Origin of the sequence: Halorhodospira halophila SL1 (assembly GCF_000015585.1) — a bacterium.
In the GTDB taxonomy this organism is placed as follows: Bacteria; Pseudomonadota; Gammaproteobacteria; order Nitrococcales; family Halorhodospiraceae; genus Halorhodospira; species Halorhodospira halophila.
Genome location: NC_008789.1, coordinates 26,946 through 40,296 on the forward strand (window position 1 = coordinate 26,946; position 13,351 = coordinate 40,296).

Below are 13,351 nucleotides of genomic sequence, written 5' to 3' on the forward strand. Positions count from 1 at the left end.
CTGACCGGGCTGCTACTCCCCCTGCCCTGGGATGCCGCCGCGCGCCAGTTCCCGCGGATCCAGCAAGCGCTGCAGCTCGCTCTCGGACAAATCGGTCATCTCGCGGGCCACTTCGATCACCGGGCGCCCGTCCCGGTAGGCCTGCTTGGCCACCTCCGCCCCCTTCTCGTAACCGATGACCGCATTCAGAGCGGTGACCAGGATCGGGTTCCGATCCAGGGCAGCGCGCAGGTTCTCCTCGTTGACGGTGAATCCGGCGATGGCGTCCTGCCCGAGGATGGTCGAGGCATTGGTCAGAAGATCGATACTCTGGAGCACGTTGTAGCCGATGACCGGCAGCATGACGTTGAGCTGGAAATTCCCGGACTGGCCGGCCACCGAGATCGTGGTGTCGTTGCCCATGACCTGGGCCGCGACCATGGCCACGGACTCGGGGATCACCGGGTTGACCTTACCCGGCATGATGCTTGAGCCCGGCTGCAGGGCGGGTAGGCTGATCTCGCCAAGGCCGGCCAGGGGGCCGCTGTTCATCCAGCGCAGGTCGTTAGCGACCTTCATCAGCGAGACAGCGACGGTGCGCAGCTGACCGGATAGCTCCACCGCGGCGTCCTGACTGGACAGCGCCTCGAAGCGATTGGGCGCCGGGGTAAACGGCACACCACTGGCCTCGGCCAGCCGCTTGCTCACTTGCTCGCCGAACGCTGCCGGGGCGTTGATCCCGGTGCCGACGGCGGTCCCCCCCTGGGCCAGGGCGTGCAGCCGCGGCAGGCTGGCCTCGATCCGGCTGACCCCATTGCGCACCTGCGCGGCCCAACCGGAGAGTTCCTGGCCAAGCGTCACCGGCATGGCGTCCATGAGGTGGGTCCGCCCGGTGGTGGTGACGTCCGCGAGTTCCGTGGCGCGTTGCTCGATGGTGTCCGCCAGTCGGCGCAGCGCCGGCAGGAGCCGGTCGTGGACCTCCAGTGCGGCGCTGACGTGGATCGCCGTCGGGATCACGTCATTGGAGCTCTGCCCCATGTTGACATGGTCGTTGGGGTGCACCGTCACACCGGCCCGTTCGCTGGCCAGTCGGGCGATTACCTCGTTGGCGTTCATGTTGCTCGAGGTCCCCGACCCGGTCTGGAACACGTCGATGGGGAAGTGATCGTCGTGCTCGCCGCGGGCGACGGCCTCGGCTGCCTCCACGATGGCCTCGGCGACGGTCGGATCGAGTCCGGAGACTTCTCGGTTGGCCCGCGCGCAAGCCGCCTTGATCAGCCCCAGGGCCTGGATGAAGGGCCGAGGCATCGGCTGTCCGCTAACCGGGAAGTTCTGCACCGCGCGCTGGGTCTGGGCGCCGTACAGGGCGTCCGCAGGGACCTGGAGTTCCCCCATGCTGTCGCGCTCGATCCGGTAACCGTCTTGACTCATAGATTGGCTCTCTCCTGCTCAGTGGCGAGGGCAATCGAGGCCCCCAAAAACGCGAACAGGCATTGTAGAATACGCGGCCGGAATTGGCAGCGGAGACTCTTCTCGTGGAGCTGGATACCCTGACCGCACTCGCCCCGATCGACGGGCGCTATGCCGACAAGACCGACGACCTGCGACCGTTGCTCAGTGAGTACGGTCTGATCCGCCACCGCGTGGTGGTCGAGGTGCGCTGGTTGCAGGCCCTAGCGAAGGAGCCCGGTATCACCGAGGTTCCGCCGTTGTCGACGGATGCCACCGCGTTTCTGGAGCAGCTCCTGGCCGGTTTCGATACCCAACAGGCACGCCGGGTGAAGGCCATCGAGGCCACCACCAACCACGACGTCAAGGCCGTCGAGTACTACCTTAAAGAGCGACTCGCGGAGCATGAGGAGCTGGCGGCGCGGGCCGAGTTCGTGCACTTCGCCTGCACATCCGAAGACATCAACAACCTGGCCTGGGCCTGCATGCTCCGCGGCGCTCGGGACGAGGTGCTACTGCCCGCCCTCGACGGCATCATCGAGCAGCTGCGTCAACTGGCCCATGCGCAGGCCGAGCAGCCGATGCTTTCGCGCACCCACGGGCAGACAGCCTCGCCGACCACCCTGGGCAAGGAGATCGCCAACGTCGTCCACCGCTTGCGCGAGCAGCGCCAACGCCTGGCGGACGTGCAACCGCTGGGCAAGATCAACGGCGCCGTCGGCAACTTCAATGCCCACCTGATCGCCTACCCGGAGGTCGACTGGCCGGCCCTGGGTCGCCGTTATGTCCAGGGTCTGGGGCTGGGGTGGAACCCCTACACCACCCAGATCGAGCCCCACGACTGGATCGCGGAACTATTCGACGCCATCAGCCGGGTCAACACCGTGCTGCTGGATCTCAGCCGTGACGTCTGGGGGTATATCTCCCTCGGCTACTTCGGGCAGCGAGTCGTCGCCGGCGAGGTCGGGTCGTCGACGATGCCCCACAAGGTCAACCCGATCGATTTCGAGAACGCCGAGGGCAACCTCGGGGTCTCCTCGGCGCTGCTCGAGCACCTGGCGCGCAAACTGCCCGTCTCCCGATGGCAACGCGACCTCAGCGACTCCACGGCCCTCCGGACAGTGAGCCTGGGGATTGCCCACACACTCATCGCGTTGAAATCCCTGGAGAAAGGCGTGGGCAAGCTGGAGGCCAACCCCCACCGGCTCGATGATGACCTGGAAGCCGCCTGGGAGGTGCTGGCCGAGGCCATCCAGACGGTAATGCGCCGTTACGGCGCCGATGAGCCGTACGAGCAGCTCAAGAAACTGACGCGGGGTCGGAAGATCGATGAGCAGGCGGTCCGCGCGTTCATCGAAGGGCTCGATCTACCCGAAGAGGCCAAGGCCCAGCTCCGCGGCCTGACGCCCCGGACCTACCTCGGCAACGCCGCCTCGCAGGCCCGCGCCGTCTAGGCATCGGATCGGCGCGCCGGCGGCGGCCACCGCGCGGCTCCCGGGCGCGGCACGGGCGGTTGCAACCCGCCCTAGTCGGGGTCGTCGCCGGACCAGAGGTGTTCCGACCAGGCCCCCTCGGTCCACTCCTCGCGCAGGCGTCTGCGGTTGAGCGCCAGCCATTGCAGCGCGATGACCGGCATCGCGGCTCGATAATGGCCGTCCGCCACCTGACCGATGGCCTCATCGGCCGGGATCACGTGCGACCAGATATCCTCGTGCTCCTCGTCCAGCCCATGGACCCCTCCCGCCTGGCTGGTGTCACAGCGGGCGCAGTAAAGTACGACCCGCTCGGTGCTCCCGCCTGGGCTGGGCAGGTAGTCGGCAATCGGGCGCAGATCCTCGATGTGCACATTGGCCTCTTCCAGCGCCTCGCGGATCGCCACCGAGCGAGGATCCTCACCCGGCTCCGCGATACCGGCGATGGTCTCGGTGATCCAGGCACCGCGGTTGTCATCGATCGCACCGACCCGGAACTGCTCGACCAGGACCACCTCATCCCGCTCGGGGTCGTAGGGCAGGACACCGACGGCCAGGCCGCGGACCAGGCACTCACGCGTCAGCTCCGGGGTCATCCCGCCTTCGAACTTGGCGTGGCGCAGACGGACCCGGTCCAGGCGCAGGAATCCTTCGTGACAGGGATCGCGGCCGAGGATCTCGAAACGGTGCGCCATTGCTCTACTCCCTCGATTCAGTCGCGGTCAAAGACCGCGAAGCTCTCCACATGGGCGGTATGCGGGAACATGTCCATGATACCCGCAGCATTCAGGCGGAAGCCGTGCTCGGCGACGAGAATCCCCGCATCGCGGGCCAGCGTTGCCGGGCCACAGGAGCAGTAGACCACCCGCCGGGCCCCGGTGCCGGCAACCGCGGAGAGTACCTCCTGGGCACCGGAGCGTGGCGGGTCGAGGAGCACGGCATCGAACCCCCCCGCCACGCGCCGGGTTCCCTCCTCGGTGGCCAGATCCGCCACAGCGAAATCGGCGTGCAGACCGTTGGCCGCGGCATTCTCCTCCGCTCGCTCGACGAGTCGTGGGTCGCCCTCAATGCCGGTGACCGTCGCGCCCTCCCGTGCCAGTGGCAGGGTGAAATTACCCACGCCACAGAACAGGTCGAGTATGCGACGACCCGACTGCGGCTGCAGCCATTCCAGGGCGCGCTCGACCATGGCCATGTTGATGGAGGCGTTCACCTGGGTGAAATCCGTGGGCAGGAACGCCACCTCGACCCCGTAGGGCGACAGTGCATAGCTTAGCTGCGGGGCCGGTTGCGGTGCCACGGGGGTCACCGTCGATTCATCCCCCGGTTGCCGGAGGATCGTCAGGCCGGTGGCCTCGGCGAAATCGCTCAGCCGATCCAGATCATCCTCGGTCAACGGCGCCAGGTGGCGGAACACCAGCGCCGCGTGCTTGTCGCCGCAGGCTACCTCGATCTGCGGGATGCGGTCGGGGATGGAGAGCGAACCGACCAGCTCGGCCAGCCCCTGCATCCGCTCGCCCACACGCGGGTCGAGGACCGGACAGTACTCCACCGGGGCGACCAGCGGGCTGTGCTTCTCGCGGAAGCCGACCAGCACCCCGCCCTTTTTGGGCACATGCTTGACGGCGAGCCGTGCCTTGCGCCGATACCCCCACGCGGGACCAGTCAACGGTGCCAGCCACTGCTCCGGCTCGACGCCGCCGATACGCTGCAGCTGTTCGGCCAGGACGCGCTCCTTGTGGGCGATCTGCGCCTCAGCGGGCAGGTGTTGGAGCGCACACCCCCCGCAGTTGCCGAAATGTTCGCAACCCGGCGCGATCCGCTCGGCTGCTGGCTCCAGAATCTCGATGGCCGTCGCCTCGGCCCGCTGACGGCGCAGCTTGGTATACCGGTAGCGGATCCGCTCGCCGGGCAAGGCGAAATCGACAAAGACCGGGCGACCCTGATCGTCGTGGGTGATCCCCCGCCCCTCGTGGGCCATGCCCTCGATACGGGCCTCCACCGGCTCGCGAGACATGCGCCGCTTACGCCCCACGCCAGGCCTCCAGGAAGTTGCGCAGATGGGTCCGATCGGTGGCCTCGAGGGCCGCCGCGACGCGGTCGGTCTCGTTCTGGTAGTCGGTCTGGTCGAGGGCGCCGCGGAAATGCTGGAAGCGCAGATACAGCAGGTAGGTGTTGAGCACGTCGGTCTCGCAATAGTCGCGCACCGCCTCGATCTCGCCCCGGGCGACGGCATCGGCCACCGCAGCGCCGCTCATGCCCATCTTTCCGGGCAGGCCGCACAACGTGGCCACCTCATCCAGCGGGGCGGCCCCCCGCATCTGGAATGAAGACAGCACGTCCATCAGGTCGAGATGGCGATCGTGGTAGCGATTGAGATAGTTGTTGAAACGGAAGGCGCGGTCGTGATCGCCGGTCTCCCAGTAACGGGGGGCGCTGACGCCGTTGATCAGGGCACGGTGATGTAACACCGGGATGTCAAAGCCGTTGCCGTTCCAGGAGACCAGGTTCGGGATGTAGCGATCGAGTCCCTCGAAGAAACGCTCGAGAAGGGCTGACTCGCCGTCCTCGGGATCCCCCAGGGACCAGACGCGGAAGCGCCCCTCGACCAGCCCGGCCAGGGAGATGGCCACCACGCGGTGCAGGTGGAGCCGCGGGAACTCGCTGCCGGTCTCCTGGCGGCGGCGCGCCGCCATGGCCCGGGAAACATCGGTGTCCTCCAGGCCCTCCAGGCCGTAGACCACCCGGCCACCGGCCAGGTCGGGAACGGTCTCGATATCAAAAGCGAGCACGTTCATCGGTTCTCTCCATGTCGATCAGCCGGTTACCAGGATCACGAAAGCTACGGCGTATTCCCGCTCGTCACTCAGGCTCAGGGCTGCCTCGCTGACGCCCAGGGCCACCGCCCGTTCGGCCGCCGCGCCGTGGAACCGCAGCGACGGTTGCCCCCGGACATCGTGGACCACCTCGAGGTCGCGCAGGGTCACGCCATCGCTGAACCCGGTTCCCAGGGCCTTGGAGGCCGCCTCCTTGGCTGCGAAGCGGCGGGCCAGAAACGCCGCCGTGGCGCCGCCCTCCCGAAAGTTGAGAAGCTCGGTCGGGGCCAGGATGCGTTGAGCAAACCGCTCACCGTGCCGCTCCAGGGCGCGTTCGAGCCGCACCACGGCTACGATATCCGTGCCGATGCCGGCGATCATGCCGCCGACCGCATGAGGCGCTTCATCTCGGCGACAGCCGGGGCCAGTCCCTCAAAGACCGCGCGGGCGACAATGGCGTGGCCGATGTTGAGCTCGGCCATGGCGGGCAGCGTGGCCACCGCCTCGACGTTGTGGTAGTGCAGACCGTGTCCGGCATTCACCTGCAGACCGGCATCGCGGGCCCGTGCCGCAGCGACCCGAAGACGCTCAAGCTCGCGGTGCTGGATCTTGGCGTCCGTGGCATCGGCGTACGCCCCGGTGTGCAGCTCGATCACCGGCGCCCCGGCGGTCGCTGCGGCGTCGATCTGCTCCGGGTCCGGGTCGATGAACAGCGAGACCCGGATACCGGCCTCGCCGAGGCGGCGACAGGCCTGCTCCAGCCGCTGGACGTCTCCGGCGACGTCCAGCCCGCCCTCGGTGGTCAATTCGGCGCGACGTTCCGGCACCAGGCAGCAGTCTGCAGGAGCTAGACGCGTCGCGATGCCGATCATCTCCTCGGTGACCGCCATCTCCAGATTGACGCGGGTTTGGACGTGGCGCTGCAGCTCCTCGACGTCACGATCCTGGATATGCCGACGATCCTCGCGCAGGTGGACGGTAATCGCATCGGCACCGCCGCGTTCGGCCTCGGCCGCGGCGTAGAGGATATCCGGATAACGCGTACCGCGCGCCTGACGCAGCGTGGCGACGTGATCGATATTGACACCGAGTTGAATACGCCCTGTGGACATAGGTCTCCCAGAATGCCGTCCCATCAATCGCGCAGCGAGCGGAACATCTCGCGACTGCGCAGTCGGCGCCCACCCAGATGCTGCTGGATCACCGCCCGCATCAGCCGCCGCGCCTCGCTGCGCACCGGTTCTTCAGACAACCCCTGCCCTTCCGTGGCCGCTAGTGCCAGCAGTGTGGCACCACTGACCTCCACGCCGCACTCGCCCGTGCCTGCCCGGTCCGCCCCCCGTTCCGGGGAGTAACGATATCGCGCCTGCGCCACGACCGGCTCGCCGTGGACGTCCTGTTCCAATTCCAACCCGTAGCCGCTCTCTTCAAGAAGGGCCAGCTCGAAGCGCCGCAGTGCAGGCTCCGCATCGTCCGTGGCCAGGCAATCCACGGCTACGGCGTAGCGTTCCCACGTGCGCGGGTGCGGGTCCTCACGACGGGTCAGGGCCAGCAGAACTTCCGCCATGTAAAAACCGCACGCCAGCGCCCCGCCCCGCAGGGCGTAACCGCGTCCTGCCTGATCGACGGTGGTCAGAGTCTTGAGGTCGCCGCGCCCACGCCAGCTCACCTGAAGCGGGATGAAGGGCTCGAGTTGCCCGCTCCAGCCCCGTCGCCGCACGCCGTTGGCGACCGCGCCGATGCGTCCATACTCTTGGCTGAACAGTTCCACCAGGGTGCTGCTCTCCCGAAAGGCGCGGCGGTGAAGCACCCAGGCCGGCTGCCCCTGCGCGCCGTTCAATCCGTATACCCGAGCTCGTCCAGCGCCCGGCGATCGTTCGTCCACTGCTCCTTGATCTTGGTCCAGAGTTCCAGGTGGACCCGCTCGCCGAGCAGGTTCTCCATCTGCAACCGGGCGCTGCGACCGATCTTCTTCAGCCGTTCTCCGCCGCGGCCGATCACGATCGGTTTCTGCCCATCGCTCTCGACCCAGATGACCGCCGCCACGCGGGTCATGCCTTCCTCACGGTGAAGCTGTTCGATCTGCACGCTGGTGGTGTACGGCAGCTCGTCCCCGAGGTTGAGCATGAGCTGCTCGCGGACCAGCTCACCGAGCCGGAAACCCAGATCGCGATCGGTGATCTGATCGGCCGGGAACAGCGGCGGACCCGACGGCAATCGCTGGATGGTCTCCCGCTCCAGGGCGTCCAGGTTCTCCCCGCGTGTCGCCGAGACCGGCACCAGCGCAGCGAAATCCCGCTGCTCAGCCAGCCACTCCAGATGCGGCAGGAGCAGTCGCTTGTCCTGGACCCGATCGACCTGGTTCACCGCCACAATTACCGGGGCGTCCACGTCAGCAAGGCGCTCCAGGACCCGCTGGTCATCTTCCTTCCACTCGGTGCCGCGGACCACGAAGACCACCACATCGATGTCTTCCAGGGCACCGTGAGCGGCACGATTGAGCTGACGATTCAGGGCCCGCTTGGCGGACTGATGCATGCCCGGGGTGTCCACCAGCACCATCTGAGCATCGGGACGATTGAGCACGCCGAGGATACGATGGCGCGTGGTCTGCGGCTTGCGCGTGACGATGCTGACCTTCTCGCCTAACAAGGCGTTGAGCAGGGTCGACTTGCCGACGTTGGGCCGACCGACGAGGGCGCACAGGCCGCTGTGCTCCACTGTCGGGATGGCATCACTGGATGGTTCATTCATGCCCGGACCCTCCTCCTTCCGCCGACTCGGCTCCGATTTCGACCAGCATCGCCTCGGCGGCCCGCTGCTCGGCCTGCCTGCGGCTGCCGGCCTCGCCGAGGGTCGTTTGTTCGCTGTCGCTGAGCCGGCACTCGACCTGAAACCGCTGATGATGGGCTCGCCCCCGGACATCCAGGACCTGGTAACCCGGCAGCGGCCGGCGAGTCGACTGCAGAACCTCCTGCAGACGGGTCTTGGGATCCTTGAGGACCGCCTTGTCGGGCAGGCTCTCCAGTCGTGAACGGTACAACCCGGTGATCACCCGCGCTGCGGTTTCGAAACCGGCGTCCAGATAGACCGCGCCGAACACCGCCTCCAGGGCGTCGGCAAGGATGGAGTCGCGCCGGTGGCCGCCGCTTTTGAGTTCGCCGCCGCCCAGCCGGAGGTGGTCGCCCAGCTCAATATCCCGAGCGATGGCCGCCAGGCTGGAGCGATTGACCAGGCTGGCGCGGAGTCGCGACAGAGTCCCCTCGCTATCCGTCGGTCGCCGATGGAACACTTCGTGGGCGACGACGAAATTCAGAACCGAGTCACCGAGGAATTCCAGACGTTCATTGTGCCGGCCACCGGCACTTCGGTGCGTGACCGCCTCCTGGAGGCGCTCCAACTCCAGGAATTGGTAGTCGAGACGCTGTTGCAGGCGTTCCAGATCGGACATGGGCTTATTCGATCCGCTGGCCGATACGGTCCCAGGCGATACCGCCCTCCTCGCTGTCCCAGCTCATCCAGATCAGGAACGCGCGGCCGGCCAGGTAATCGTCCGAGACCGGTCCCCACATGCGGCTGTCCGCGCTGCGGTCCCGGTTATCACCGACCGTAAAGTACTTGCCCTCGGGTACCGTGTAGGTGAAATTCGCCGACTGGGAGGCAGGATGGTGGAGGATGCTGTACTCACGCCCGGCGACGCGTTCGGTTCGCAGAACGGAGGGCTGATCCGGATCGGCCCCGGGGCCCGCGTAGCGATCCTCGCCCTCTTGCTCCAGACGCTCGCCGTTCACGTAAAACGTCCGGTCCTGGTAGCGGATCTCGTCCCCGGGGAGCCCAATCACGCGCTTGATGTAGTCCTGGCTCGGGTCGACCGGATAGCGAAACACGGCCACTTCGCCACGCTCCGGCTCGCCGTCGCCGAACAGCCGGCTCCGCAGCACCGGAAGCCGGACGCCGTAGGAGACCTTGTTCACCAGGATGAAATCGCCGGCCTGCAGCGTCGGCAGCATCGAACCGGAGGGGATGCGGAACGGTTCGGCGACGAACGAGCGGACCAGCAGCACGATGAGGATGATCGGGAAGAGCGATCGCGGTAGATCGATATACCACGGGTCGCGGTCGCGATCGATGTTCTCGCGATGACGCAGCCACCGGTCCCATCCCCATACCAGGCCGGTGAGCAGGGTCAGTACAACAAGGAGGATCTCAAAGTCCATGGGCGTCCGTTAGTCTTTTGAATCGTCGACCCGCAGCACGGCGAGGAAGGCGTCCTGCGGGATCTCCACCTTACCGACCTGCTTCATGCGCTTCTTGCCCTCCTTCTGTTTCTCGAGGAGCTTGCGCTTCCGAGAGGCATCGCCGCCGTAGCATTTAGCGGTCACGTTCTTACGCATCGCCTTGACGGTACTGCGGGCGATGATCTGTCCGCCAATGGCCGCCTGGATCGCCACCTCGAACATCTGCCGCGGGATGATCTCCTTGAGTCGCTCCACGAGGGCCCGCCCACGGTGATAGGAGTGCTCACGATGGACGATGTTCGATAGCGCGTCGACGCGATCACCATTGATCAGGACGTCGAGCTTGACCAGATCGTCGGCCTGGAAGCGCTTAAGCTCATAATCGAAGGAGGCGAAACCGCGGGTCGCCGACTTGAGGCGGTCGAAGAAATCGAGTACCACCTCGCTGAGCGGCATCTCGTAGACCAGCGAGATCTGCTGGCCGACGTACTGCATCTCCTTCTGAACCCCGCGCTTCTCCTCGCAGAGGGCGAGCACGTTGCCGATGTACTCCTGGGGCACCAGGATGCTTGCCTCGATGATCGGCTCCTGGATCTCCTCGATCTCGCCGTTCGGCGGCAGGTTGGCCGGATTGTCGATCTCCAGCTCCTGACCGTCGCGGGTGATCACATGGTGGACTACCGTCGGCGCGGTCGTGACCAGATCCAGGTCGTACTCCCGCTCAAGGCGCTCCTGGATGATCTCCATATGCAGCATGCCGAGGAAGCCGACCCGGAACCCGAACCCCAGTGCCTGAGAGTTCTCGGGCTCGTAGTTCAGCGCCGCGTCATTGAGTCGCAGCTTGCCGAGCGCGGTGCGCAGGGCCTCGAACTCGTCGGAGCTGGTGGGGAAGAGACCGGCGAAAACCCGCGGTTGGACCTGCTTGAAGCCGGGGACCGGGGTCTCGGCGGGCTCCTGGGCGCGAGTCAGCGTGGCGCCGACCGGGGCGCCGTCGATGTCCTTGATCCCGGCCACCACATACCCGACCTGGCCGGTACCGAGACGGTCCTGGGGGGTGCGCTTGGGGGTAAAGATGCCCAGCTCGTCGACCTGGAACTCCCGATCCGTGGCCATGACACGGATCCGGTCCCCCTTGCGCAGCTCGCCATCAAAAACCCGGGCCAGGCAGACCACACCCAGGTAATTGTCGAACCAGGAGTCCATGATCAGCGCCTTCAGCGGTGCATCGGGGCGCCCTTTCGGCGGCGGGACGCGCTGGACCAGTGCCTCGAGCAGATCCTCGACCCCCTCACCGGTCTTGGCGCTGACCATCAACGCCTCGGCACCATCCAGGCCGATGATCTCCTCGATCTGCTCGAGCACCTGCTCCGGTTCCGCCGATGGCAGGTCGATCTTGTTCAGGACCGGGATGATCTCCAGATCCTGCTCCAGGGCCGTATAGCAGTTGGCGACGCTTTGCGCCTCGACCCCTTGGGAGGCATCCACCACCAGCAGGGCCCCCTCACAGGCAGCTAGGGAGCGCGAAACCTCGTAGGAGAAGTCGACGTGGCCCGGTGTGTCGATGAAGTTCAGCTCGTAGGTCTGACCGTCCCGGGCGTGATACTTCAGCGAGACGCTCTGCGCCTTGATGGTGATCCCCCGCTCACGCTCCAGGTCCATGGAATCGAGCACCTGGTCGCGGCTCTCCCGCTCGCTCAGGGTTCCGGCGACCTGGATGAATCGATCCGAGAGGGTGCTCTTCCCGTGATCGATGTGTGCGATGATCGAGAAGTTGCGGATATTCTCCATGCGTTGCTCGGTCCTGCCTTGCCGCCGGTTCCAACGAAAAAAAACGCCGCCCGCGCACGGGCAGCGCCCGTATTCTACGCGTTTCGACGCCTCAGGGCATTTGCAATGCCAGAAAACTCGGGTGCCCGTCGCGAATGACCAGCACCGGCACGGTGCTACCGGGGTCGGCGGCAGCCGCACCGTCATTGAGGTCCTCCGCGGAGTGAACCGGCTGGCGATCGAAGCTCACCAACACGTCGCCGACCTGCAAGCCTGCGTCGGCCGCCGGCCCCTCCTCGACGGACGTGATCAGCACCCCGCCCTCGTCGTCTAGCTCCAACTGCTGTCGGGTGGTGTCGTCCACCGGCTCCACCTGCAGGCCCAGATCACTGCCACCGCCGCCCTCTACGGCGTCCGACGGGGCGGCGAGTTCATCCTCGCCCGGCAACTCCGCCACCTCGACCTCCAGGGTCTTCTCCTCACCATCCCGCAGGATCAGCAACTCGACGGTCCGCCCAATGCTGGTACGCCCCACCATGGGCGGCAGGGTCGCAGAGTTCTCCACCACCTCGCCGTCAAACTCGAGGATGACGTCGCCGCTCTCGATGCCGGCCTCGGCAGCCGGGCTATGGTCGAGCAGTTCCGAAACCAGAGCCCCGCGTGGACGCTCAAGGCCGAACCCCTCGGCAAGGTCTCGGGTGAGATCCTGGATGAGCACGCCGAGCCAGCCGCGCTCGACCTCGCCGGTGGCCTGGAGCTGCTCCGCCACATCGATGGCCAACTCGATGGGGATCGCGAACGACAGCCCCATGAAGCCGCCGGTGCGGCTGTAGATTTGCGAATTGACCCCGACCACATCGCCCTCCAGATTGAACAGCGGCCCGCCGGAGTTCCCCGGGTTGATGGCCACATCGGTCTGGATGTAGGGCACGTAGTTCCCGTGGGGCAACGAGCGCCCCTTGGCGGAGACAATGCCGGCGGTGACCGAATGTTCGAAGCCGAAGGGCGAGCCGATGGCCAGCACCCATTCGCCAACCTCGAGCTTTTCGGCACTGCCCACGGACACCGTCGGCAGCTCGTCGTCCGTATCGATCTCGACCACCGCCAGGTCGGTGCGCTCATCCGAGCCTACGACGTCGGCGTCGTGTTCGCGACCATCCGAGAGGCGGACAATGACCTCGTCGGCCCGTGCCACGACGTGGTGATTAGTCAGGATCACTCCATCGTCGCTGATCAGGAAGCCCGAGCCGAGGGATTGGCCGTCGTCACCGAACGGATCCGGTCCGGGCCGGGATCCTTCCAGGTCGGGGGTCTGCAGCGGGTCCAGCGGCGCAGAAACGGGACGCAGGCCAGAGGCCGGCGGCGGCCCCTGCTGGGGCTCGATCCCTTCGGGCAGCATCTCCTCCGGGGCCGACTGACCCGGAGCCTCCTGGCGGGTACTGATGTTGACCACAGCCGCGCTGTTCTCGCGAACCAGTTCGGTGAAGTCCGGCAGTTCGAGCGCACCGACGGGGGCGCTGACCCCCAGCCCTAGCCCGGCCGTCAGCGTGATCCGCGCCGGCCCCCGTTTGACTGTACCCATCGATCCTTACCTTTATGCCGGTCAACCGGGTCGCGGTGCCGCGCGATC

Annotated in this window: 13 protein-coding genes; 1 reads left to right on the forward strand and 12 read right to left on the reverse strand. The window is 66.6% G+C overall.

What is annotated here, in order from left to right:
* Positions 1-12: 12 nt before the first annotated feature.
* Positions 13-1,410, reverse strand: a complete 1,398-nt coding sequence (locus tag HHAL_RS00145) for a class II fumarate hydratase (protein WP_011812843.1) — start codon at positions 1,408-1,410, stop codon at positions 13-15.
* Positions 1,411-1,514: 104 nt separating this feature from the next.
* On the opposite strand from HHAL_RS00145, the gene purB reads away from it, so the two are divergent.
* Positions 1,515-2,882: an adenylosuccinate lyase gene (gene purB / locus HHAL_RS00150; RefSeq protein WP_011812844.1), complete on the forward strand. Its 1,368-nt coding sequence runs from the start codon at positions 1,515-1,517 to the stop codon at positions 2,880-2,882.
* Between the two features lie 71 nt (positions 2,883-2,953).
* Here the strand turns inward: purB and HHAL_RS00155 are convergent, their stop codons facing one another.
* From HHAL_RS00155 to HHAL_RS00205, 11 genes are all read right to left on the reverse strand, one after another.
* Positions 2,954-3,595, reverse strand: coding sequence for an NUDIX domain-containing protein (locus HHAL_RS00155; RefSeq protein ID WP_011812845.1), 642 nt, complete (start codon positions 3,593-3,595; stop codon positions 2,954-2,956).
* 17 nt (positions 3,596-3,612) lie between these two features.
* Positions 3,613-4,917 carry a 23S rRNA (uracil(1939)-C(5))-methyltransferase RlmD gene (gene rlmD / locus HHAL_RS00160; protein ID WP_011812846.1) on the reverse strand — a complete coding sequence of 435 codons (1,305 nt, stop codon included), beginning with the start codon at positions 4,915-4,917 and terminating at the stop codon, positions 3,613-3,615.
* Positions 4,918-4,924: 7 nt separating this feature from the next.
* Positions 4,925-5,698, reverse strand: a complete 774-nt coding sequence (locus HHAL_RS00165) for a 3'-5' exonuclease (protein ID WP_011812847.1) — start codon at positions 5,696-5,698, stop codon at positions 4,925-4,927.
* Between the two features lie 18 nt (positions 5,699-5,716).
* The gene (gene acpS / locus HHAL_RS00170) at positions 5,717-6,097 is read right to left on the reverse strand and encodes a holo-ACP synthase (protein WP_011812848.1); all 381 of its coding nucleotides are present in this window, start codon (positions 6,095-6,097) and stop codon (positions 5,717-5,719) included.
* Positions 6,094-6,828 carry a pyridoxine 5'-phosphate synthase gene (gene pdxJ, locus HHAL_RS00175; protein ID WP_011812849.1) on the reverse strand — a complete coding sequence of 245 codons (735 nt, stop codon included), beginning with the start codon at positions 6,826-6,828 and terminating at the stop codon, positions 6,094-6,096. Before pdxJ ends, acpS begins: the two co-directional genes overlap by 4 nt.
* A gap of 23 nt (positions 6,829-6,851) precedes the next feature.
* Positions 6,852-7,556 (reverse strand): DNA repair protein RecO, encoded by a 705-nt coding sequence (gene recO / locus HHAL_RS00180; protein WP_011812850.1) that lies wholly within the window; start codon positions 7,554-7,556, stop codon positions 6,852-6,854.
* Positions 7,553-8,470, reverse strand: a complete 918-nt coding sequence (gene era, locus HHAL_RS00185; RefSeq protein ID WP_011812851.1) for a GTPase Era — start codon at positions 8,468-8,470, stop codon at positions 7,553-7,555. The genes recO and era overlap by 4 nt, the downstream gene beginning before the upstream one ends.
* Positions 8,463-9,167, reverse strand: a complete 705-nt coding sequence (gene rnc, locus HHAL_RS00190) for a ribonuclease III (RefSeq protein ID WP_011812852.1) — start codon at positions 9,165-9,167, stop codon at positions 8,463-8,465. The genes era and rnc overlap by 8 nt, the downstream gene beginning before the upstream one ends.
* A 4-nt stretch (positions 9,168-9,171) precedes the next feature.
* The gene (gene lepB / locus HHAL_RS00195; protein WP_011812853.1) at positions 9,172-9,933 is read right to left on the reverse strand and encodes a signal peptidase I; all 762 of its coding nucleotides are present in this window, start codon (positions 9,931-9,933) and stop codon (positions 9,172-9,174) included.
* A gap of 9 nt (positions 9,934-9,942) precedes the next feature.
* Positions 9,943-11,742, reverse strand: a complete 1,800-nt coding sequence (gene lepA, locus HHAL_RS00200; RefSeq protein WP_011812854.1) for a translation elongation factor 4 — start codon at positions 11,740-11,742, stop codon at positions 9,943-9,945.
* Positions 11,743-11,833: 91 nt separating this feature from the next.
* The gene (locus HHAL_RS00205; protein ID WP_011812855.1) at positions 11,834-13,303 is read right to left on the reverse strand and encodes a trypsin-like peptidase domain-containing protein; all 1,470 of its coding nucleotides are present in this window, start codon (positions 13,301-13,303) and stop codon (positions 11,834-11,836) included.
* Positions 13,304-13,351: the final 48 nt, after the last annotated feature.